Annotated in this window: 23 protein-coding genes; 9 read left to right on the forward strand and 14 right to left on the reverse strand. The window is 43.7% G+C overall.

Features of this window, described 5'->3' with window-relative positions; genetic code table 11:
- Positions 1–8: 8 nt before the first annotated feature.
- From MHI15_RS20995 to MHI15_RS21020, 6 genes are read right to left on the reverse strand one after another with little or no spacing between them, the layout of a single operon-like run.
- A complete protein-coding gene (locus tag MHI15_RS20995; protein WP_076217618.1) occupies positions 9–1,304 on the reverse strand; it encodes a CapA family protein in 1,296 nt (431 codons plus the stop codon).
- Positions 1,305–1,334: 30 nt separating this feature from the next.
- On the reverse strand, positions 1,335–2,318 hold the full coding sequence (locus tag MHI15_RS21000; protein WP_076217619.1) for an ABC transporter ATP-binding protein: 984 nt from the start codon (positions 2,316–2,318) through the stop codon (positions 1,335–1,337).
- Positions 2,319–2,327: 9 nt separating this feature from the next.
- Positions 2,328–3,311, reverse strand: coding sequence for an ABC transporter ATP-binding protein (locus tag MHI15_RS21005; RefSeq protein ID WP_076217620.1), 984 nt, complete (start codon positions 3,309–3,311; stop codon positions 2,328–2,330).
- A 24-nt stretch (positions 3,312–3,335) separates the two neighbouring features.
- Positions 3,336–4,232, reverse strand: coding sequence for an ABC transporter permease (locus tag MHI15_RS21010; RefSeq protein WP_076279734.1), 897 nt, complete (start codon positions 4,230–4,232; stop codon positions 3,336–3,338).
- A 16-nt stretch (positions 4,233–4,248) separates the two neighbouring features.
- Positions 4,249–5,196: an ABC transporter permease gene (locus tag MHI15_RS21015; protein ID WP_076217622.1), complete on the reverse strand. Its 948-nt coding sequence runs from the start codon at positions 5,194–5,196 to the stop codon at positions 4,249–4,251.
- A gap of 25 nt (positions 5,197–5,221) precedes the next feature.
- A complete protein-coding gene (locus MHI15_RS21020; protein WP_076277581.1) occupies positions 5,222–6,814 on the reverse strand; it encodes an ABC transporter substrate-binding protein in 1,593 nt (530 codons plus the stop codon).
- 206 nt (positions 6,815–7,020) lie between these two features.
- Between MHI15_RS21020 and MHI15_RS21025 the strand changes: the two genes are divergently transcribed.
- Positions 7,021–8,838 carry a GAF domain-containing protein gene (locus MHI15_RS21025; protein ID WP_076217624.1) on the forward strand — a complete coding sequence of 606 codons (1,818 nt, stop codon included), beginning with the start codon at positions 7,021–7,023 and terminating at the stop codon, positions 8,836–8,838.
- Positions 8,839–9,000: 162 nt separating this feature from the next.
- Here MHI15_RS21025 and MHI15_RS21030 read toward each other — a convergent pair whose 3' ends face one another.
- The 3 genes from MHI15_RS21030 to MHI15_RS21040 form a co-directional block, all read right to left on the reverse strand.
- A complete protein-coding gene (locus tag MHI15_RS21030) occupies positions 9,001–9,591 on the reverse strand; it encodes a TetR/AcrR family transcriptional regulator (protein ID WP_254848813.1) in 591 nt (196 codons plus the stop codon).
- A gap of 115 nt (positions 9,592–9,706) precedes the next feature.
- Positions 9,707–11,107 carry an MFS transporter gene (locus MHI15_RS21035; RefSeq protein WP_076279733.1) on the reverse strand — a complete coding sequence of 467 codons (1,401 nt, stop codon included), beginning with the start codon at positions 11,105–11,107 and terminating at the stop codon, positions 9,707–9,709.
- Between the two features lie 451 nt (positions 11,108–11,558).
- Positions 11,559–11,933 (reverse strand): winged helix-turn-helix transcriptional regulator, encoded by a 375-nt coding sequence (locus tag MHI15_RS21040; RefSeq protein ID WP_076217626.1) that lies wholly within the window; start codon positions 11,931–11,933, stop codon positions 11,559–11,561.
- 152 nt (positions 11,934–12,085) lie between these two features.
- Here MHI15_RS21040 and MHI15_RS21045 point away from each other — a divergent pair, with 152 nt between their 5' ends.
- Genes MHI15_RS21045 through MHI15_RS21060 form a run of 4 tightly spaced genes read left to right on the forward strand, consistent with a single transcriptional unit; the run spans position 12,086 to position 14,372 of the window.
- On the forward strand, positions 12,086–12,283 hold the full coding sequence (locus tag MHI15_RS21045; RefSeq protein WP_076279732.1) for a hypothetical protein: 198 nt from the start codon (positions 12,086–12,088) through the stop codon (positions 12,281–12,283).
- Entirely contained in the window at positions 12,273–13,124 is an 852-nt protein-coding gene (locus MHI15_RS21050) for a DsbA family protein (protein WP_341164792.1), read from the forward strand. Before MHI15_RS21045 ends, MHI15_RS21050 begins: the two co-directional genes overlap by 11 nt.
- A 13-nt stretch (positions 13,125–13,137) precedes the next feature.
- Positions 13,138–13,881 (forward strand): pirin family protein, encoded by a 744-nt coding sequence (locus MHI15_RS21055; RefSeq protein WP_341164793.1) that lies wholly within the window; start codon positions 13,138–13,140, stop codon positions 13,879–13,881.
- 23 nt (positions 13,882–13,904) lie between these two features.
- Positions 13,905–14,372, forward strand: a complete 468-nt coding sequence (locus MHI15_RS21060; RefSeq protein ID WP_076277576.1) for an SRPBCC family protein — start codon at positions 13,905–13,907, stop codon at positions 14,370–14,372.
- Between the two features lie 138 nt (positions 14,373–14,510).
- Here MHI15_RS21060 and MHI15_RS21065 read toward each other — a convergent pair whose 3' ends face one another.
- The 3 genes from MHI15_RS21065 to MHI15_RS21075 all read right to left on the reverse strand — a co-directional run bounded on the left by MHI15_RS21065 (position 14,511) and on the right by MHI15_RS21075 (position 16,528).
- On the reverse strand, positions 14,511–14,951 hold the full coding sequence (locus MHI15_RS21065; RefSeq protein ID WP_076307872.1) for a hypothetical protein: 441 nt from the start codon (positions 14,949–14,951) through the stop codon (positions 14,511–14,513).
- A gap of 383 nt (positions 14,952–15,334) precedes the next feature.
- Positions 15,335–15,568, reverse strand: coding sequence for an XRE family transcriptional regulator (locus tag MHI15_RS21070; protein WP_341164794.1), 234 nt, complete (start codon positions 15,566–15,568; stop codon positions 15,335–15,337).
- A 408-nt stretch (positions 15,569–15,976) separates the two neighbouring features.
- On the reverse strand, positions 15,977–16,528 hold the full coding sequence (locus MHI15_RS21075; protein WP_341164795.1) for a TetR/AcrR family transcriptional regulator: 552 nt from the start codon (positions 16,526–16,528) through the stop codon (positions 15,977–15,979).
- Positions 16,529–16,676: 148 nt separating this feature from the next.
- Between MHI15_RS21075 and MHI15_RS21080 the strand changes: the two genes are divergently transcribed.
- The 4 genes from MHI15_RS21080 (at position 16,677) to MHI15_RS21095 (ending at position 19,153) form a co-directional block, all read left to right on the forward strand.
- The gene (locus MHI15_RS21080; protein ID WP_341164796.1) at positions 16,677–17,600 is read left to right on the forward strand and encodes a ketopantoate reductase family protein; all 924 of its coding nucleotides are present in this window, start codon (positions 16,677–16,679) and stop codon (positions 17,598–17,600) included.
- Between the two features lie 133 nt (positions 17,601–17,733).
- A complete protein-coding gene (locus MHI15_RS21085; RefSeq protein WP_341164797.1) occupies positions 17,734–18,303 on the forward strand; it encodes an MFS transporter in 570 nt (189 codons plus the stop codon).
- Positions 18,304–18,573: 270 nt separating this feature from the next.
- Positions 18,574–18,813 carry a helix-turn-helix transcriptional regulator gene (locus tag MHI15_RS21090; protein WP_036677000.1) on the forward strand — a complete coding sequence of 80 codons (240 nt, stop codon included), beginning with the start codon at positions 18,574–18,576 and terminating at the stop codon, positions 18,811–18,813.
- A complete protein-coding gene (locus MHI15_RS21095; RefSeq protein WP_339187151.1) occupies positions 18,803–19,153 on the forward strand; it encodes a DUF2178 domain-containing protein in 351 nt (116 codons plus the stop codon). Before MHI15_RS21090 ends, MHI15_RS21095 begins: the two co-directional genes overlap by 11 nt.
- 209 nt (positions 19,154–19,362) lie before the next feature.
- Here MHI15_RS21095 and MHI15_RS21100 read toward each other — a convergent pair whose 3' ends face one another.
- Together MHI15_RS21100 and MHI15_RS21105 are read right to left on the reverse strand one after the other, a co-directional pair.
- Positions 19,363–20,841 carry a serine hydrolase domain-containing protein gene (locus MHI15_RS21100; protein WP_341164798.1) on the reverse strand — a complete coding sequence of 493 codons (1,479 nt, stop codon included), beginning with the start codon at positions 20,839–20,841 and terminating at the stop codon, positions 19,363–19,365.
- 366 nt (positions 20,842–21,207) lie between these two features.
- On the reverse strand, positions 21,208–22,701 hold the full coding sequence (locus MHI15_RS21105; RefSeq protein WP_341164799.1) for an SMI1/KNR4 family protein: 1,494 nt from the start codon (positions 22,699–22,701) through the stop codon (positions 21,208–21,210).
- Positions 22,702–23,125: the final 424 nt, after the last annotated feature.

Here is a 23,125-nt window from a genome sequence, read left to right on the forward strand (position 1 = left end):
TAACCCTCTTATAGTAGCTCTACCTTTCCGGTTCCACCTGCAATCCGGATGTTCGTACCCATCGGCTTGGACAGCCTCTGTAAATCCTGAAGCGCTGCATCACTTGAAGATAACTCAGGCCAGCCCCGTTGGTAACGCGGCAGGCCGAAGCCCATTTCAATGGGGTGCAGCGTAATTTCGATAATCCGGCCGTTCTCCATGGTCCAGCGGGGTAGGAAGGACTGCCAGATCCGCAGATTGGCGGCCATTCCCCGGGTATCATTCTGCCCCCTCTGATCAAACGCATCAGCAGTTCCGTGGGAACTGTCCAGGCCAAACTTTGTATAATAATCAGCGGGCAAATGCGCCACCGTCTCATTCTGAAAGATGAAGTTTCCCAGGCTGTAGAAGATCGGTCTCTCTTTGTACATCTCCATCCCGCATACCTTATGCGGGCCGTGACCAATAACTGCATGTGCGCCTGTATCAATACAGGCATGTGCGAACTCGCGCAGGAAATCGGCCGGCTCATCCAGGTGCGCGCCTTGCATTTCATGGGTATGGATACTGACCAGAACAACATCCGCTTGCCTAGCCGCTTCCGATACCGCCTTAAGAATCCGCTTCATATCGCCGGCATGCGCTGAAGTAGCCACACCTTCCTTCTCACCGGCTTCGAAAATATAGCTCCCGAAGGGAAGCTGTCCCTCCGGCAAGGCCACACGGTAGCCGCTCTCCACAGCATAATGGTATTCAGCATTGATGCCGGTAACCTCCGCAATGGCCCGCAGTTCCTCCAGCCGTCGTGCAGTGACCACTTGCCGTATTTCATGCCGTAGCGGGTTGACCCCCGGCCTGCCTATCATATCGGCACGCTGCTCTCCGGCGGGCCACGACTCGTGAAAAGAGGACGTAACCGCGATTAATGCCACCCTACCGGAGGGGGTATCCAAATATTTGGGCTCCCCCGCTCTCGCCAGATTCTCTCCGCATCCGGCATGGACGAAGCCGTAGGCATCCAAATATTTAGCCGTCGCTTCGAGTCCGCCGTAGGAATAATCCAGGCTGTGGTTATTGGCCCAGGCGACCAGATTGAAGCCGTATGCCTTAAGGTCCGCCAGCACCTCAGGCGGAGCAATCGCCCAGGTGCCTCCGCTCACCGCCCCCGGAAAGCCTTCATACCTGTGCGTAGTGACTTCTAGATTCGTGAAGCGCACATCTGCCGATTGGATCAATTCAGCCAGAACCGTATACTTTACTCCCTGATTCGCCAGCCTCCTTGTAATGAAGCTGTCTCCGGTGGCTATGAAAGAAATACTTCCCATTTTAATCCCTCCCTGGCTTAAAACAGCCTGCTAATGCAGATGACAGCTTACGAAATGTCCCTCGGTTACCTCTTTATTCAGAGGGGCTTCCGTCTTGCACCGGTCCATGACATAAGGGCAGCGGGTATGAAAAATGCAGCCCGCAGGCGGGTTTAGCGGAGAAGGTAAATCCCCCTTGAGAATCACCCGCTCGCGGACCTCATTCGGCTTCGTGGCCGGTACCGCTGACAGCAGGGCCTGGGTATAAGGATGCAGCGGAGTCCTGATCAGCTTGTCTGTAGGAGCCTGCTCGACCATCTGCCCCAGGTACATCACGCCGATCCGGTCAGAGATATGCCGGACCACGCTGATATCATGGGCAATGAAGAGGAAGGTCAGCTTAAGCTCACGCTGAAGCTGCTGCATGAGATTGATGATCTGCGACTGAATGGATACATCCAGCGCAGAGACCGGTTCGTCGCAAATGATCAGCTTGGGATTCATGACCAGTGCGCGGGCCAGCCCGATACGCTGGCGCTGCCCTCCCGAGAATTCATGCGGATAACGGTAATATTGATCGGCATTCATGCCCACCTTCTGCAGAATTTCCATCACCTTGTCTGTACGCTCCCGCTTATTCCCCATCCGGTGGATAATCATCGGCTCCTCCAGCGTAGCGCCAATCCGCTTGCGCGGATTGAGTGAGGAATACGGGTCCTGGAATACCATCTGCAGCTGCTGGCGCATCGGCTTCATCTCCCGCTCCGAGAGTCCAAACAGATCCTTGTTCTGAAAAATTGCCTGGCCTTCCGTTGGTTCAGTCAGCCGGAGAATGGTGCGGCCCATAGTGCTTTTGCCGCAGCCGGATTCGCCTACAACACCGAATGTCTCACCCTCGTACATGTTGAAAGAAATGTCATTAACCGCCCTGACCTGCTGGAGGGTTGCCCCTAGAGGGCTTTTTACCGGGAAATATTTCTTGACGCCCTTTACCTCAAGCAGAGGGCGTCTTGGTTGTTGAACGGTCATTGTCATCCGCCTCCTTTACTTGATTTGCTCATAATGCCAGCATCGCACCTTCTGGCCGTTGTCCGCCTCGCTCAGCTCCGGCATCCTCGACAGACACAGCTCATCGGCGTAAGGACAACGCGCGGCAAACCGGCACCCCTTCGGTACATTATTTAATGAAGGCACTGAACCCTTGATGACGTGAAGCGGCAAGGAACGGTCCCCATCCATATGGGGAATAGACTGCATCAATCCCTTCGTATACGGATGAAGTGGAGTGTCGAAGAGATCCTGCACATCTGCCTCCTCCACGATCTGGCCCAGATACATGACTACCACCCGTTTGCAGGATTCAGCAACCACGCCCAGGTCGTGCGTGATGAGAATTACGCCCATGTTAAGCTCCCGGTTCAGCTCCATAATCATGTCCATAATCTGTGCCTGAATTGTTACATCCAGCGCCGTTGTCGGTTCGTCGGCGATCAGCAGCTTCGGGCGGCAGGCGAGTGCCATGGCAATCATCGCCCGTTGTCGCATGCCTCCCGACAGCTGGTGCGGATATTCGTCCACCCGTCTCTCCGGGGAAGGAATTCCGGTCAGCCGGAGCATCTGGACCGCACGCAGCCGGGCTTCCTTCTTGGATACCTGCTGATGGATGCGGACCGCTTCTGCGATTTGATACCCTATCGTGTAGACCGGATTCAGTGAACTGAGCGGGTCCTGAAAGATCATGGCGATATCATTGCCGCGGATATCCTCCATCCCGCCAAGGGATTCCTTCAGCAGGTTCCTGCCCTCAAACAGCACCTCGCCTTCATAGCTGGCTGTGTATTTCTCGTCGAACAAGCGGAGAATGGATTGTGAGGTTACACTTTTTCCGCAGCCGGATTCACCTACAATGCCAACAATTTCACCTTCATTGACATGGAATGTTATTCCGTCAACTGCCGTTACCCTGCCTCGTTCTGTCTTGAAATGCGTTTTGAGCTCTTTGACCTCCAGCAGCAGCTGATTGTTCATGAATAGCCTTCTCCTCTCCGTGTTTTATTTTTTTACATTCTGCGTATGAGGGTCCAGCAGGTCACGCAGCCCGTCGCCGAACAGATTCAGCGAAAGCACGGACAGTACCATTGTTAAGCCGGGAAACACCGTCATCCACCACGCCTTCATGATGACCAGCTTGCCGTCATACAGAATATTGCCCCAGCTGGGCGAAGGCGCCGGAATTCCTGTACCCAGGAAGCTGAGTGAAGCTTCCACGATGATCGCTTCGGCGAAAATAAAAGTGGATTGTACAATCAACGGAGATAGCGTATTCGGTGCGATATGCATCCATAATATCCGGCTGCCGGAAGCCCCCTGTGCCTTCATGGCTTCAATATAGGTCTGCTCCCGGACGACAATCGCCGAAGATCGGACAGCCCGGGCTACTGCTGGAGTAAAGACAATGCTGAGCGCAATAATGACATTGGTGACATTGGCTCCGAGCGCGGCCATCAGTGCGATGGAGAGCAGAATACCCGGGAAAGCCATAAGCCCGTCGCAGATTCGCATTAGAATATTGTCCAGGAACCGGTAGTAGCTGGCGTACAGGCCAATCACAAGCCCCATGGCTGAAGTGGCAAGTGCAACGGCAAATCCTACCCCCATGGATACCTGGGCACCGTAAAGTGTCCGGCTGAATATATCGCGTCCAAAGTTATCCGTGCCGAACCAATGGTTCGTATCCGGCGCCTTCAAGCGGTCTGCAACAGTCATTTCATAAGGGTCATACTTGGTGATGTATGGAGCCGCAATTGCGGCAATGACTAGAATCAGGACAATAATAGATCCGAACACCATAGATTTATTCGCAAGCAGCCTCCTCATCATCAGGCTCCGGTGCTGTTTTTTCATATGGACTTTCACAGTTTGCAGATTCATATTCTCAATTGCGTCCATTTCATGCCCTCCTTGCTTAGCCATTTAACCGGACTCTTGGATCTATGACGCTGTATAGCAGATCCACCAGCAGGTTGATAAATACAAAAGCTACGGTAATAAATAACACAGCTCCCTGGATGACAGAATAATCACGACGCTGGACAGAGTTGACGATCAGCTGGCCGACTCCAGGGATATTGAAGATGGTTTCGAGAACCGCAGCCCCCGCAACCAGCCCAGCAAAGGTCTGACCGATGACTGTCAATACGGGCAGGAATGCATTTCTCAGGGCATGGCGGTAGATCACGCCTCTTTCCTTGACCCCCTTGGACCGGGCTGTCTTGATATAGTTGGCATTCAGCACCTCCAGCATCGAGGAACGGGTCATCCGGGCAATAAGCGCAGCTGTAATCGTGCCGAGCGCAGTAGCGGGAATGATTAAATACCTGAAATGCGTCCATAACCCGTCACTCAGCGGCCTGTATCCGGCAACCGGCAGCCATTTCAGATTGACTGTAAAGATCAGCACCAGGAACAGGCTAAGTAGAAAGTTTGGGATCGACAACCCAAGCAGTGACAGACTCATTAAGGACTGGTCTGTTGCTGTACCCCGTTTCCGTGCAGAGATAATACCGATTGGAATCGCTATAACAACTGCAATCAATTGAGCCATAATTGCTAATGAAAGCGTTGGCCCAAGGCGGTCAAAAATCGCTTCCGTAACCGATTGCTGCATGAAATAGGAATAACCCAGATTACCTATCAGAGCATTGCCAATCCAGTGAAAGTACTGTTGGTAGAGCGGCAGATTCAGACCAAGCTGGTCGCGCAGGGCCGCCACTTCCTCCGGTGTTGCTTCGTCTCCCAGCATGACTGACGCCGGATCACCCGGCGTCAAATGAATAATCATGAATACGAGCAGCGAGACGATGAACAATACCGGCAGTACAGACAACAGGCGTTTAATCAAATATGCTTTCACTCCGTACCGCCTCCTTGACTGAAAATTACTTGTAGACCTTGGTATTCCACAGCACAATTCCTTCGAAATCGTGGTACCCTTCAACCTTCGAGGTTGTTGCTGTCAAGGTGTAGAGATCACCCAACTTAATGGTCGGCAGATAATCCCACACGGTCTGTTGAACATCTTTCCAGATCGCCTGCTCTTCCTCCTCTGATGCAGCGGCGTTCATCTTGCTGAGCCCTTCCGTAATGGCCGGGTCATTTGTCCAGCCGTAATAGTTCGGATTTAAAGCCGAGATTTGGGAGGGTGTTACTACGGAGGTATAACCGCCAAGATTCAAATCCCATTCAGCGGACTCGTTTAACTTCGCTACGAGCGTAGGCCAATCATACACAACCAGGTTAATATTCATCCCTGCTTTTTCAAGCTGATCTTTGATTACAACGGCCTGATCATAGATATAGCCATATTCACGGGTTGCCAGCAGGCGGATTTCTTCGCCATTGTAGCCTGCTTCCGCCAGAAGAGATTTGGCTTTCTCCGGGTCTTTCTGGTTGAAAAGGCCTGCTTCCGGTTCCACGTACCAGTCGCTCTGCTCCTTCAGCATGTACGATTGGTCAATGCGGTAGAACTCCGGAATGCCCGGATTCGCCATGAATATATCATCGATATTCAGCGCCGCATTTACGGCCTGGCGCATTTTCAAATCGGTAAACAGACCTTGCTTCTTATTGAAGTTCATGCTGATGTTCGTTGTCATTACCTGGGTTGTATTCAGGCTGGAATCATCCTTGATGCTGTCATAGTTGTCGGCTCCAAGCTGACTGGCAACATCATACTCTCCCGACTGTAAGCCAATCATGCGGGTGGAGTCCTCAGAGACAAAGGAGAGGCGGATATCCTTAACTTCAGCCACCTTCTTGCCACCAAGTCCGTCTGCTTCCGTATCAAGCGGTTGATAATCATCGTTTCTGGTATATGAAATATATTGATCCTGTTTCCATTCTACGAACTTGTAAGGCCCGGTTCCGATGAATTCCTTAATACCGGAACTCGGGTCGGCACTCTTAATGACTTCAGCAGGCATAATAGCCGGAAATTGCTTGTAGGTTGCCATTACTAGCAACACATCCAGAGAAGGTTTATTTAATGTCAGGACAACGGTATAATCTCCATCCGTTGTGAATCTGCCATCTCCGATGATTCCTTGTGCAGCTGTTGATAAGGTAATCCAGCGATTCATGGAGGCTACAACATCTGAGGAAGTCATCTCTTTCCCGTTATGAAAGTGAATACCCTCGCGCAGCTGGAAGGTGTACACGAGACCGTCTTCACTCTTGTCCCAACTTTCCGAAAGCATTGGGACCACCTGATACTTAGAATTCAAGGTGAGGAGTGTTTCAAAGATTGGACGAGCAGCATCCTTGGTTGCACCACCTGTAACCATCTGCGGGTCTAGCGTGGACGGCTGAGTCGGATAAGCGATTCTTAATTCATCACTTAGCGCTGCACCGCCGCTATTGCTTTCCGAATTGCCGGTTGCTGCACCGGAACCGGAATTCGAACCGGAAGAACTGCAGCCATACAGAAACATCATTACCGCCATAATCATCAGCAGCATCGTACCCTTTTTCATTGAAACGCCCCCTTTAATAATGTTTAATGATATGTCAGAAAAACTATCATAAAAACAAATTTACTCTGACTTGTCTTCATTCTATAGATTTATCGACAATTTTCTATGTTTAAAACCTCTATTTTAGTATAGAATATATGTATGTTACCTCTATAATCTCGATTTTAATGTCATGTATTCTAACGCAATGGTGAGGAGATGTCGAATTGAATCCGAAAGTAAACCCTGTCATTTCCAGCAAGCTGCTGTTCAGCAGCAGTGAATTCAGAAATATTATTGAAGGTATCCGGACACTCACCTCAACACTTAACTACGATGAGTTGTTGAACAGAATCCTAGAAATTGCTTTGACAGTCATTCCCCTCAGCACAAGCGGAATCTTCCGCTTATTCGACGAGAAACGGCAATTGCTGATTCCACTGGCTTATGTGGGGAATATTGCAAGCTCGCTGCTGCATAATACACGCAGAGGTGAATCATTGTCGGGAAAGGTATTTGATGATGGGATTGCTAGGATTTACAATATGAACGATATGCTGGATGAACTGGAGCACCTGTCGCCGGAGAATCAGAACTTCCGTAATAAGCTGCTCACCGATGAACAATATATTGCCCGTTCCATGATTTCTGTTCCGGTTACCATACGGGGAGAACGAAGAGGGACATTAACGCTGCACCGGTTTGATGATGAGGGCTTGTTCACCGCCTATGATCTAGAATTACTGAAAGTATTTGCCGATCAGGTAGCTATCGCTGTGGAGAATGCAAAGCTGTATAGCGAAGTTCAGAATGTATTGCAGGAGGTTACGGAGCTGAGCGGCCAGATTCAGGAGAACAACCAGATTTTGCAGAAACGCCTGGAGGTTCATGAGGCCTTGACTGCTTTGTCTCTGAAGAACAAAGGCATACATGCCATTGTCAAAGAGCTGAACCGCATGATCAAAATGCCGGCGTCCTTCGTGGATATGCTCAACAAGCATTCCCATAACGGCAATTCTCAGCAGATACAGCTTGAATTTGATGATATTGCAGGGCTTTGGGATACCGAGGATCACGTACCGCTTACAATCAGCTTCCATGAACAGGAATTTTATCTGCATCCCGTTACTGTCGATAAGGTGCTGCTGGGGTGCATCATGGTCAGGCTTACCGGACCGATTGCCAGCATGGACATTGTGACTCTTGAGCAATCCAGCTCGCTGTTCGCCTTGGAGATGATCAAGAAACTCAGCCTCACTGACATTTACTATAAGGAGACTAAAGAAATCTTCACTAAGTTGCTGCAGAACCAGAATGACGATGCGCTGATGGCCAAGGGAGTTGAATTAGGTCTTGATTTCTCCGGGTACATGTCGGTTTCTATACTGGAGATAACCGGTCAATTTGAGCTGTATCAGACAGAAATTAACATCCAGCGGCTTGTGTTCAAGCTGAACGAGACTTTTAATAGCACACCCCATATGGCGTTTGGACTTCATAATCAAGTAATCATGCTAACTTCCTTCCCCCATGCTGCAGATGCCGAATGGGTTAAACAATCCATGGAGCGTATGATTCAGGAGTGGCGGTTCAGTTCAAGCAAGTACGTGCTGAGTGCAGCAATGGGTACCCCTTACAAAGGCATAGTCAATATTGCCAAAAGCAATACGGAAGCTCAAAAAACCCTACACTATATGTTCAGCAAGCAGCAATCTGGATGTATTCAATATAAGGATATAGGTATCAACCGGTTATTCCTTGGACAGGATGTCTCCGAGATCCACCAGTTTATCTCAGACATCCTTGGCCCTCTGGAAAGCACACCGGGTCATAGTAGCCAGTTGGAGCAAACCTTGCACATTTATATGTCTGAGGATAAAATTGCAATCAATACAGCAGCGGTGCTTGGTATTCACATCAATACGCTTTATCAGCGGCTCAAAAAAATCCAGCAAGTGCTGAACATACGCTTCGACAATAAAGACGATATGTTAAAAATTCAAATGGCTTATCATCTCAAAGATACCTTTAACCAAAAGCATTAGCACGGGACGAATAGAGTAATGAATATAACATCTTCAGCAATTACACAATGAATACAAAAAGAGACGTATTGGCAAGCACTGCTCCATTCGGATCAAGGCTTGCAATATACGTCTTAGGATCGCTTCACTACGTTACTCCTATTTTCATAAAACGGTTGCTCTTTAAGGCGCCAAGCCTCTAGTAAATGTCTTCACACTCTCCGCAATAAATGATTCAAGTGATATATGAGGGAAAAACCCGCCGTTATCCAGGTTGTTTAGGAAGGTCCCATAATTCATTGAAATGAAGGAGTACGCCTGAAGCTCTGGATTCGTATCAATTAGCTTCCCTTTTTCGAACATAACCTTAAAATAATTCGATAGTATCTCCATGAATTGTCTGGGGTGTTTGATTGTTCTTTCATGAAATCCCGGTAAATTGTCTATCTCTTTAATGCTGATCATAATCATTTTGCGGTTACGGTTCATGATTTCATGATAGGTTCGACTGATCAATAACAAGTCCGTCTGTAAATCCCAAATCAGTTTTTCATTAAATAGCTTTGTCATTTCTTCAGCATAATGAAAACGGTCAAATGCAGCTTCGAGCAGATTTTGTTTGCTGCCAAATTGCCGAAACAGTGTTTTTTCACTGAGTCCGGCTGTCGCAGCAATTTCCTGGGTAGTTACTCCTTTGTAGCCTTTGCTTGCGATTAAATCGATTGCTGCCAATAGCAATTTATCACTAGTGCTTAAAGTGCTGTTGTTGCGCAACTTTCCCACCTCATTTTGTAGCCAGTTCGTACCGACTGTCATTCCTCGCGATAATAGCCCTTCACAAAAGAAATGTCAAGGCAACCGGCGCACACCTGAACCTCATTAATACCGGTTACATTTGGCCCTTTTCCACACGTTGGGCTGTATTCATTTTCGAACTGCGGCCGAATAGAACGAAATATAAAACGGCCATTACAGCAACCAGCAACGCAAGCGCAAGGAAAATATTGCTGTATACGAAAGCAGCGCTATTTGTCGGCAGCGGGTTTAAATGAATAGTTGGGGTACCAAAGTCAAGAATCTTCCCAATAGTCGCTGTGGATACAGCTGCAGCAATGAAATTAAACATCGATAACAAGCCCATACCAATTCCGATTTGCTCCTTCGGCAGTGTTCTTGAAATGGTGTTTGACAAGGCAATCTGCATAAACGATTGACCGGGAACACTTAAGATTAGGAATAGGGAAATAAATATAGGTGACATGCCTACAACGGAAGACAAGCACAGGAAACCAATGATAAGAAGGGCGGCGGCTGTAGACAACAGAAAGGAATTACCTTTTTCATCAGCTAACTTACCGCCTTTACGTCCCATATATGCGGTCACAAGGGCTGATGGCAACATAATGAGCCCTGTTACGGCTGCTGACAAATGGTTTACTTGTGACAGCAGTTGCGGCACCATAAAGGGAACGCCGAAGCCTACTGCAGTCAATACGAAGGTAATGGCTAAACCGAAGGAATAAGATTTGTTTTTAAAAACAACCGGCTTTACGAACGGATCAGCAGCATGACGAATACGTAAGATGAACAAGATCAATAAAACAATTCCGGTTACAGCATAACCTATACCTCCATTGGTTAACGCAAGCAGCAGAGTAGCTACTGTTCCTGCTAACAGAATTCCGCCAATAAAGTCAATTTTGCTGGCACTCCCTTTTTCATTATCCAAATACTTCCGGTAGAAAGGTAACGTAAACAGTGAAAGCAAAGGAATTACAAAAAGGACTTGCCAATTCAATGCGCTGGACACCAAACCAGCAATGATCGGACCAAGTGCAGCACCAAGAGCTGTTCCGATAGCGGTAGTGCCTAACGCACGGCCGCGTTTTTCAGGTGAAAAATAACGAATGGGTATGATCATGGCCAGCGCAGGAATGACGGATGCCCCAACTGCCTGTAAGATACGTGCGACGATCATCATCCAATAAGCGGAGGCCAAGATCCCCGCTAAGGAGCCGGCTGCTAAAAAGATGAGGCCAAAGGTCAGTAAGTTCTTCAAGCTGTATTTGTCTGTCAGTTTGCCGAAGGTGACAGTTCCTATTGCGTATACAATCATATAACCGGTCACCATCCAGCTCACTTGCGACGGTGAAATTTGAAATTGTTTGCTGATCACCGGAAGCACCACATTAAACATCGTTCCATTCATAACGGAAATGATCAGTGTAAAGACCAGAATTCGCATTAAGCGCTCACCGTTATTTTTTTGAATACTATCTGTAGTTTGCATAAGTTTGCCTCACTTCTAAAAGGTAATATATTTTCGTTAAGTACAAAAAAACTCGCTCCTCCTTCTAACAGGATAAGTCTTTATGTAGAATTGGATCGATTTCTGCCGATTGAATTCACACTTTTATTCCAAAAGATAGTACGCTTATAGTTCCCCTTTCACCTCAAGTATGTCTGTCAGTACTTACTGACATTCGAAAAGATAATATCCTCTTTTATATATAGTGTCAAGCCAAAACGAAATAGCAATGAATTCCTAACGTTAGACAACCGTTAGGCAATTTAAAAAGGCTGCCGGTAAATAGCAGCCTTACACAGTCCTCTATCGCCTCAAGTCCGAACCGAAATTGAAGTGAATCACATCATATGAGGAAATAGATCCCTTTTTTTGTAATGTTACATCCTTTTCGTGCTTTATTATAAAGTTATATATTCAATATTTTTTACCACAATCAATCGAAATTCAATATTTCATTCTCCTCGGCCCTTTTCTCAAGCTCCATCTCTTGCATGAATTGCAGGTGCTTGGTACCCCATTCATTCATAACTGCCAACACGGGCTCCAGAGTTAGACCATGTTCTGTAATAGAATACTCCACCTTAGGCGGAACTTGCGCATAGACATTCCTTTTAACGATATGCTGCTCCTCCAGCTCCCTCAGATGCAGTGTGAGCATACGCTGAGTGATCTCTGGCATTAAGCTTCTCAGCTCACTAAACCTTTTGGTGCCTCCTTTAATCAGATGACGCAGAATAAGGGGTTTCCATTTTCCCGTTATGATTTCAAGCACAGGAATCACGCGACATGCTTCGAATTCATAATCCATTTTGAGACCTCCATTAGTACCTTTTTTGATACTATACCACAATTTTGTGCTTACTTCACAATTGGGATGCATGGGTACATAATAACTTCATAGACACCAAATGAGGCTGGTACAAACGTTGTTTCAATGCAAACATAAGGAGGCTTAACATCATGGCGCAACAGATTGATATCGCTGAATACGAAAGTGCTGCTCCCCGGCTTGATTGTGAAGATGATGATGCTTTACTTAATAGCAGTCCCTCTAAGCTTACTCTAATCAACTGGGATAATGAAGAAGCGATTGGTTGTGATCTTAACACTGGTGTTTGTTCACGGATAGAAGAGGAGCAGAAAGAAAATGAAGATTGAAATCATAGCATTTACCGATCCGTTTTGTGTATGGTGCTGGGCATCCGAGCCTATAACCTATCAATTAAAAGAACGTTATCGCGAGCAAATTCAATTTAAATATGTTATGGGTGGGCTAACGAAGGATATGTCTGCTTTTTACGATGCTCAGAATCAAATCGAAAGCACAGCGCAAGTTGCACCCCACTGGAGACTAGTATCAGAAAAAACGGGTCAACCCAGTGATGAACGGGTCATGCTAGATATTACCGACCCCCATTTTTCCACATGGCCTTCCAATATCGCGGTCAAAGCAGCGCAGATGCAAGGCAGTTCCATAGGTGATGATTATTTGCGGAGACTGCGCCGGGCTGTTCATACAGAGCGGAAGAAAATTCAGGAACATGATGTTTATATTCAGTTGGCAGATGATATACCAGGCTTTGACGTCGAACAATTCAAACGGGATCTGGATTCAGGGGCAGCTGAGAAGCTTTTCGAAAAGGATTTGCGCATCTGCCGGATCTATGGAGTGACTGGATTTCCGACTGTAGCCATTCGCTTACTGGATGCGTTAGCCGGAGATAATTCGGATACTCTCCTGTTGAACGGATATCGTCCGTATGACACTTATTTACAGGTTTTCTCCAGGCTAGGGGCTGATTTAGTAGAATATGAGCCACGCTCAGTCCGCGAATTGCTTACGGACTATGGTCCATTGACCACTAAGGAATTGGCAAGTATTTATAACCGGGATTTAGCGGACATGGAAACAGATTTGCTCAATCAATCAGCCGATTTAGGTCTTACCCAAACTGATGTCAACGGACATGGACGGGTATGGGACTTAGAACAAATTTAAAGGAGGAATTTCCATGCAAGTACTCAAAGCTAATCAAGGGCATCAAATGGGGCAAGGCCTCTTTCAGCTTCGTTTAATGCGTCCGGGGTTAATCTGGGGAGATCCTTCGCTTGAAGATTATGCTTTTGGTCCTCTGAGCAGAATCGATCGTGGAATTCTGGGACCCGGTGCGCTTGTTAGAATGCATGAGCATAACAATGATGAGATTTTTAGCTATATGTGGAAAGGAAAGATGCTGCACGAAGATTCGGCCGGACATCGGATTGAAGTATCTCCTAACCATCTAATGATGATGAACGCGGGTAAAAGCTTCTTTCATGAGGAGTCCACACCGAACAGTACCGTCGATATGCTACAAATCTTTATCCGGCCGGAAAAGGCTGATCTTCCTTCGAAAGTTCAGTTCTTTGAGCGTGTTGTCATTCCTACAAACGGAGAATGGACATTGCTGGCAGGACCAAAAGAAGTTGAGGCTCCACTTGAAATTCGACAACAAGTAATCGTTTATGATGCCCATGCTAAAGCGGCAACAGAAATGCAGCCTCCCAGCATAGAGGGCATGGAACCTTGGCTTTATGTGATGGATGGAAGCATTTCAATGAATGATATTACAATAAATAAAGGAGATGCGGTAACTTATTCCCTCTCTGAAATGTCAACGATTCAAATTCTTGAGGACTCTTCTCTTGTGCTGTTCCTGGTTAAACTAGATGCTCCGATGACGCTTGCAGGACCTTTCAGTGGAAGAAAAAGATAAATTACTAAAATAGGAGTGATACCATGTTTACAGTATCCAGCAGCATCCCGGTTAACAATAGTACAAAAAATCATCCCGTATTGGATAGACATCAAGTATGGCAAGGTCTTGTTATGAAAGCAGAAGACGCAACCCGTTTTGTAGGTGCGATAACAGAGTGCACAGTAGTAGAAAAGGACGAAAGATCACTTCTGCGGGAAGTTGTGCTGTACGGTGAAAGAATGAATGAACAGGTTAACTTTTTCCCTGAACAGATGATCGTCTTTGAACCTCTGGGCGGGCCGACTAAAGGCTTCATTAAAAATGAAATCGAAGAAGATGAACATGGCAATTTATCTGTAAGATTTACCTTTACCTTCGAACTAAGAAGCGGAGAACAAAACAAAGCAGCAGAGAAAGAATTCTCTAATAAAATGGAGAAAAGCTATATTGAAGCCGTTGAAACAACACTTGCCTCTATAAGAGAAATGGTTACAGTTGGAGCTCTTTAAGCTAATTCAGACTACTGGAAGGCAAGCAATATAAAGCCCTTTCACCTCCTTAGCCGGGGTAAAAGGGCTTTATTGTGTTCCTGACGGCTGCAGCTATTCAATGCTTACCATCACTCGTGTTTCGCAGCTAACTGCTGCTCACTTTTTAACAAACAATGTTAAGATTGCTCCGGCTAGTGCCAGGAGGGTTGCCACCATAAATGCCGAGTATACACCTCCTATCATATCCTCCGGCATAGGTTGCCCTGTTGAAGTGATTGCATTGAACATGACCGTAACCAGAATAGTTGTTCCGATTGAACCGCCGACGAGGCGCATCGTGTTATTCATTGCTGTGCCATGAGAGATCAGCTTGCGGTACAAGCGGTTGATGCCAGCCGTCATTAGCGGCATCATGACAAGCGAGATACCAATCATTCTAATCATATAAACCGTCAGTACATAGCCGTAAATCGTTCCGGTTTCCAACTGGGTGAACAAAAAACCTGTAACAGTGATAATTGTAAATCCTGTGATGGCAAGGCAGCGAATTCCGAATTTATCGAACAACCGGCCTGAAGCCGGCATCATGGCGCCCATCAGGAGCGCACCCGGGTAGTAATGCAAGACCTGATTCCAGAGCATTATACCCCAGCATGTTCTGCATAAATACCGGAATCAGTGTCTCTGTGCCAATCATTGAAGTGAATGTAAATACCCCGAGAATCGTCGTCAGAGAGTACACCGGATCTTGGAAAACCCTGAGTTCAAGAATTGGACTTACAATACCGGTATTCCCGATATTCGAGGAGAAACCATACTCGACCTGCTTTTGGGAAGAAAGCTGAATGCGTTACGCGCGTATGCCGAGCAGTATCTCACAATGATCAACTGCCTTCTTATTTTGATAGAGCTATCGTTTCCCATTATCTTAGCTTAATGGATCACATTCGTAGTCTTAATGCAACCTACCACTTATTCCATTAATCTCCCTTTACTTCATTATCATTCGGAATTAATTCATACAAGGCACGAACATCACAACCGATGGAATCGGCGATCGATATGGCAATTTTGAGTGGCATCACTCTTTTGTTTTCAATAAAGTCGTAAACTCGTTCCGGTTTAAAAAGCAAGTCTTTTACCAGCCATTCCGCTGACTTCCCGGATTCCATCAATCGTTCATTCAGTAAGCAACGTCCTAGTTCAAATTTCAAAAAGTGATGACCTCCCGCATAAGATAATACTTAACCTTAAGCGTTGTCCATTGCCAGCATGAATATACTTCATAAAGGGTCCTATAACGATGAAGTTCCCCATGTTTCCTGTTAGTTCAATCTGAGGTTTTCCTATTTTCAGCCTAATTTTCCTGTTCACAATTGAGATTAATGATGCATAATAGCACTGTGTAGAAAATCTGCTAAATCCTCCTTGCTATATTGATTAATGATGTTCATATCTCTCACTCCGTGCATATATAAGCAATAACGCCCCATCTCGTGGTCTATAACATCGTCCACCTTAAGAGTAAGTTAGGTCAGTTTTTATGGAGTATATTGTGTAAACAAGCTTATGCGCGCTTTTTTATTGTTATAGAACATATGGATTTGGTTTGAATGACAGACTCATTCTTTAATATAGGGCGTAAACCCTCTTGAATATAGGTTCTCCACTAACTTGAAAAATTCTTCTGACGATAAATCCTTTTGACGGTGGAGCCAAAGACGAAACAAAGAAAGAGCAGTTGTCAGGTAAAACTCAATGAAGTATGGCGTTAGTGATTGGTTTTGCGGAACGTTTAATTCTAATTGATTCAAAGCGATTTCTTTTTTTAAGCGTTTTAAAAAACGGACACTTCCATAATCACCCAAAAGGGCATTAAGAACCAGGAGATGTTCTTTTTTATCCAGACAATAGAGCGTGTCTTGAACCGTATCCAACGATAGCTCTTTATTTGCCAATTCTTTTTTCATTTCATTCAATAGGTCATTTTCAACAGAGTCTAACAATTCGTAAATGTCAGTAAAGTATTGATAAAAGGTGCTGCGGTTATATCCTGACTTATTCGAAATTTCCTGAATCGAAATTTTCTCAATCGGCTTTTGGCTATATAACTCACAAAAAACTTCTACAAACTTTTGTTTTGTTTTCTCCGTTATTTGGGGTTGCTTTTTCATGTTTCCCTCCTACTGGTGAATAAGAATACCATCCGACAAATCATAAAAAACTGATGGTTGATCAAGGAATAATGAAGATTTATAATCACATCATACAACACGTTGTCGGATAATCCAAAGGGAATATTAATAAGTAGGGGTGGTTTATATGTCAGCAAAACAAGATAGAATTTTAATTTTTGGTGCAGGTGTCATCGGGAGCATGTACGCAATTAAGCTTATTGAAGCAGGGTTTGACGTTAGCCTGTTTGCACATTCGAATAGATATAAATCATTAAGAGAAAATGGCCTGCAGTATATAGAAAAAGGTACAGTTAGATCGATACAAGTGAATGTCATGGATACGCTCGAAAATGACGATGTATACGATTTTATTTTCGTTACCGTTCGTTATGATCGGTCCGAAGCAGCGTTGTTAGCGCTAAAAGATAATCAAAGCAAAAATATAGTTACGATGACTAGTAATTCAAATGGATTTTCTTCGTGGCTGGATATCGTAGGGGATAGACTTTTACCAGCTTTTCCCGGCTTCGGCGGACAGATTAAAGATGGAGTATTGCATGCTCGATTTCTACCAAAGTTTATAGCGGCAACTGCATTTGGAGAAATTAATGGTGTAGCGACAGAACGCATAGAAAACCTCGCAAAACTATTTAAAACAGCAAAGCTTCCCTACGTTATTAAAAAGGATATGCAAGCGTATCTAATCACACATTCCGTATCAGATATTGCCATGTTGAGTTTTTTGCATTCTGAGAATAAGATTATTGACAAAAAAACAGCCAGAACCAGAAAGACGGCACGCAAAATAACAGTCACTTTAAAAGCGTATCTTAGGGAAATACAAAAAGCGGGCGTTTTAATTGATCCTCCAATACTTAAAATGGTGCTTAAATTTCCAAACTTACTTTTGGATCTCTTCTTTATGACATGGCTACGAACTAAGATGGTTAGGGATATGATGTTGCCGGATTATGCGAATAATGCTAACAATGAGATTGTACAGCTGAGTAATGATTTAATGAAATTTTTAAGTCAACATGATATCAAATCGGAAATACATGTTCCGTAATTTTTTGTTAAAATAGTATGTTTTTTTTAATTTATTTTCATTAAATCCTTCAATCAGGCATTAATCTGAGTATGAAAATCTAAATATATAGTTTTTTCGTAGCATCCTTGAATAAACTACCGGGAAATGATAATTGAACAGCGACAGTCCAAGACTTTATTTATCAAGTCTTGGACTGTCGCTGCTTTATTATCCGGGACAGTCGGCTGATAAACGCATTTCAGTATTCAAAGTTTTACTCACACCTGGGGTGATTCCTATCTTGGTTGTGGTTCTTGCCTGGATGCTGGCTCATAATATTTTGTATACCTATATCTCTCCTTTCCTGGATGATATGGGGCTTGAACCCTATCTCGGACAGGTTCTGCTTGTTTTTGGAATTATGGCACTGGTGGGAATCTGGGTGATTGGGATTTTCATTGATCGTTGGTTGCGTCCGTTGGTTCTCATCAGTCTTACCGGATTTGCTCTGATATCTCTTGTACTAGGACTTTGGAGTGAGCATGGTACTATTATCTTCATTTCTGTTGCGCTGTGGGGGCTGACATTCGGTGGTGCGGCAACATTGTTGCAGACAGCACTTGCTCAGGCTGCGGGGAAGCAAGGTGTGGATATCGTGATGCCTATCAATACCTTCTTGCTCTGTTTGTTGCCTGGTGTGCTAAAAGGCATGGATTTCGTCCATCCCAGATCCGTTAAGTAATCCGATTGCGATCCGTCTGCTATTGACTGTGAATTGTTCTTGCACGATCGTGGCAATCATTCATCGATTTGCACCACAAAAAAACATAAATTACATTAGATCGATATGTGAACCAGGCGGAATCATGAATCTCGTCAGGTTCTTTCTGCATTCTGGCTTTTGTTAAATCAAAGTAGTCCAGGTAAACATAAATATATTATGTAACGAAGTATAAGTAAACTTTACATTTGTTAAAAATCAGTTTATAATTTGATTCAAGAGGTGATGGTCATGAAGAAAGATTTCGGTGATTCGATATCCAATAAGGTTTATGAATATCGTGTACTTGCCAGAATGTCTCAGCAAGAATTAGCAGAGAAAGTCGGGGTTTCCAAACAAACCATTTTCGTAATGGAAAAAGGGAATTATGTGCCGACTCTGCTATTGGCTTTTCGAATTGCCGATTTTTTTAATGTTGATGTAAACGATGTTTTTACTTATTTGAAAGGAAATGATCAAAATGAAAATTAAGTCTATTTCTGATATCCATAACGCAATTTTCCACCCTTTAAAGTCCTGGGCTGAGCAATCTACGGGAAATTGGAATATTCTCATTGGAGTAGGTTTTTTACTGCTCATGGGTAGTGCGATTTTTACCTATGTATTTTATAAGAAGATTGGGCAAGACGATGAACGGACAAATAAAATCTTTTTGAAAAGCAGTTACTTTATGCTGTTGACAATTATTCTATGTGACATGATTTTTCCTAAAGAGTATATGTGGAACATCTTTTTCTTGTTCAAATATACGCTAGCGTTTTTAGCTGGTGGAATTTACATGGCCATCCAGTATAAAAAGGATTTGTCGTAAGGAAGGGTCAGAGCGAGGACCAGCTAAGGATGAGGATTAGACAATGCTGATAAATATGCTAACTAAGTGATATGGAAGTTCAATAGGTGCAATCGGGTTGTAAAATAAATTGCTAAAATCAAAAATATCCTTTTATGTTCCTTCCCCCCTCTGCTTCTAGCGGCAATGGTTACATGTTCTTGTCCTTTGATCGCGACAAGAACATGTATTTATAAATCAAAAAAAACGCGCTCTGCCCCACCTCTTATGAGACTATTATACCGTTGAGTGTATACAAACCATGTAATGCTTGCTGTTAATAATGCTGAAGAAATCAAGGCTGTAAGAACACTATATGTTTGCCAAATAAGTATCGTTGGCCAATCTAATGCACAGCACATTATACACAGGGCAATCGTAGCCATCAGCAAAATAGCTGTTACGATTATTCGCTTTTTAGTCATTGGCTGCCGCCCATTCATTTTTCTTCTGCGTAATCCTAAGAGAAAGAACAGAACGGCCAATAGGCAAAAAATAATTGTGGTAGACGATAAAATGATGTCCAAAAGCTGTGTGCCGCTTATTTCATATGACTGCGTTAGATTGCCGTCTAATATCTCTTTAACTTTTAGTACCATGCTTCTATTGATATTTGCGCCATTGGTCAGCAAGCAGACGGCTGTTCGTTCATTTGGCAGTATGATCACTTCGGTTCCAAAATTGGGATTTCCCCCGGGGTGCTCTATAATCGTTTGGTTGGCGTTTACCGTCCAGCCCGCCGCATAATACATTTCGTCGATAGCCGGAACAGACATATCACCCTGATGTGATTTTTCGATAACCGTATGGAATATTTCGGGTATGTCCTTCACAATACCCATCTGTATGCCCATCCAACGCGCCATATCTTTTGTACAAGAAATGATGTAGCCTGCGGGTTTATTCCCGGAAAAATCCGGCGCGTTATATGGAGTTGTCATAAAAAAGGAAGAACGGTAGCCCTGTGCCAACTGTCCGGTGGCTTGAGCATCTTCTTTATAAACATACGTCTGGTGAAGACCTAACGGCTGAAATACCTGTTCCCTCATAAAGTCTTCATAGCTTTGTCCCGACACAATCTCAATAACCAAACCCAATACGTCATAATTAACGGTCCCATAGTTGTACTGTTCACCGGGAGGGAACGCCAACTCAACATCTACCAGCATTTCCACAGTCTTTTGCAGCAAATCTGGTGTATTGCCTTGTGGAATATTTTGAGAATGCTTACCATTTGTTAGGCCGCTAGTATGGTGAAGAAAGTTATTGAGTGTAAGGCTTTGCATATCAACAGTTTTTCCTTGATACTTTAACGTAAACCAAGGTAAATATTTTTGGACAGTGTCAGTCATTGACAGCAGCCCTTGTTCCTCCAACAGCAGAATACCCATGCCGGTAAAGGCTTTACTGACCGAGGCCAGTTCATATAGTGTGTTCTCACTTGCAGACAACCCACTTTCACGGTCTGCATACCCGGAAGAAAAGTAGAAAATTTCATCATCAGCTAGTATCGAGATTGACATTCCCGGCACACCTGATATACGACTGGCATCATCCAACAACGTCTGTATTGCCACAGATTGCGTATCTGACAACGACGCATAACTTTGTGTTGCGAATCCTGAGAATACGATAAGTATCGTTATTACACAAACAATAGTCTTTTTCATAAGCTCTCCATTTCGAGTAAATTATGCGAGGATAATATAAACAACCTGTAGTACGCCTTATCCGCCTAATGCGTCGCTCCAATATACTTAATGCTAGACGTTCAATAATTAGATTACAATTGTAAACTTCACAGACCCATGTATATTATTTCTTGTTTCGCCAAAAAGGCTCCTCTGATTGCTTAGCGGAAAGGTCAATGGCTTAAATCTTATGTCTACAATTTTTCTGCTTCATCATTACTATTTTATTAGGTATCAGCGTTGGTCTAACGGCAAAAAGAAAGGAGACTAACCAATATGGCTAGTCTCCTTTCTTTTATAAAAATTTCACCCTATAATGATAAAGCTCAGTGCAGGCAAGCTTCATTAATCTTTCCATGTGACCTGCCATCCATATGACTGAAGTTTAAAGTATTTATTAAACTCCGCAACTACGGACTTCGCGTTCTCTTTCGATGTTGCATGAAATATAGTTATATCGACTATATTACAGTCTGAAATTTCCTCCAAACCTTTAAGTCTTGATGCATCTACTCCAATCTGCTTTAGACTCATACAATTTTTGAGTATTGTTAAATCTCCAACCGGATAAGTGAACTGCTTTAATTTCTTCAATTCTCCTATAACCTCTATATGTGATTCATCTATTGCACAGCTATCTGTCTCAAAAACCGTTAGATTCTTTAAAGCTTTTAAGAATGATAAATGTGGTATTGTCACTTGTTTGAGCTCTAGTTTTATTAACTTACTAAGGTTTGAAATATAAAGCAGGTCGCCAACCTCCATTTCTTCTAAGCTTAGTTCCTTCAAATTTTTTATAGTTCCAATTAATCCCCTATCAATTGAGTTCATTCTACATAATCTCAAACTCTTTAATTTCTTTATATCTTTCAGTGTATGTATATCTTTTAATGGAAGTCCTATTAATGTTAGCTTCCTTAACCCATCTAAAGAAACCAAGTACTTCAAATCAGACTCTTTAAAAGCTTCTGATCCTATCACAAGTTCTGCTAAAGAAGTCAACCGTTGAAGTACATCAAAATTAGTAATTTCATCCGCATGTATAATAAGTTCTTTAAGATTAACCATATGGGTTAAAATATCCAAAGATATTGCTCCGTATTTTTGAGCTTGATCAGCTCTAATAAATACCATTCTCTTTTTTTTCAATGTTTTTGAAGATACAAAACCACTTTCAACATCGTCTTTAAAATACTCTTCCCAAAATCCGCTTACAGGGATAAGGCTGTTCTCTTCGATATTCAAATTAGTCAGAGCCAAAATATCATCTAACAAACTTCCACTTTCACGGGATAATATGATTACAGCTTCTTCTTCACGAATACCAATACTACTATTTCTGAGACTCGAATCGATAAATTCAAAGAAATGTCCCAAACTTTCTGCAATAACATAGGAAAAATGAGAATTATGATCTATCGTAATAATTTGCCCATAAACGCCCTTTTCTCCGGGGTCTAAATCTATTGCCAAAAATGAGCCACCACCATCTTCAGCAAAAGGAATCCAGCCTTCTCTGTAGTTCCCATCTTTTATTACATCTGATTTGCTGGATATAATATCGTACGCTGATTCCAAAAGGGACTTCCAGTTGCTTACTATCGATTCAATGTTCATCCAACCAAGACCAGCCATTATGCCAAAAATCTGCTCTCCTTCTCCATTAAAATTCATGTATAGCTTTCTGAAATCTTCTGGAAATTTGCAGTTCATCATGCTCTCGAAAAGATTTATTTCTGATTCCTCAACTGCTGGATTCAGTAATTCCTCTACATTTGGTATATGCGATTTTAATGTCTCTATAAGTAAACACTCTTCTTTTTTATTAGCTAATGACATATATTGGCCCCCATTCTACAGAGTCATAATAGTTTCAGTAAACATTCTTGGTTGATCATCAATCATTTTGTTATGATTCATCTTCAACAGTTCTATCAATAATTAATTCTATCTTAAATATGGAGCATCTATCTCCCGATTTAGCAATATCGTATCATGAATTTGTAAATATTGTTGTATTAAGTCATATGAAAAAAACTAAGAGTCATCTTAGGGGTTAATTTTATCTCTATATAAACTTCATTCACAACTAATTTTCACCCTATTTAATGGTACGGTTCAGCCCGATTTGTCTTCACCGTGTGATACATCTGTTCCAAGATTTCAGCCACGTTTAGATTCTATTGTGATTGTGCGCCTGAGTCTGAACCAGCTGATCTTCTCAACTGCTGTGTTGCGGTCCCCATCTGCAGTTTCCGGGCAA

This window comes from Paenibacillus sp. FSL H7-0918 (genome assembly GCF_038007025.1).
Taxonomy (GTDB): domain Bacteria; phylum Bacillota; class Bacilli; order Paenibacillales; family Paenibacillaceae; genus Paenibacillus_AQ; species Paenibacillus_AQ odorifer.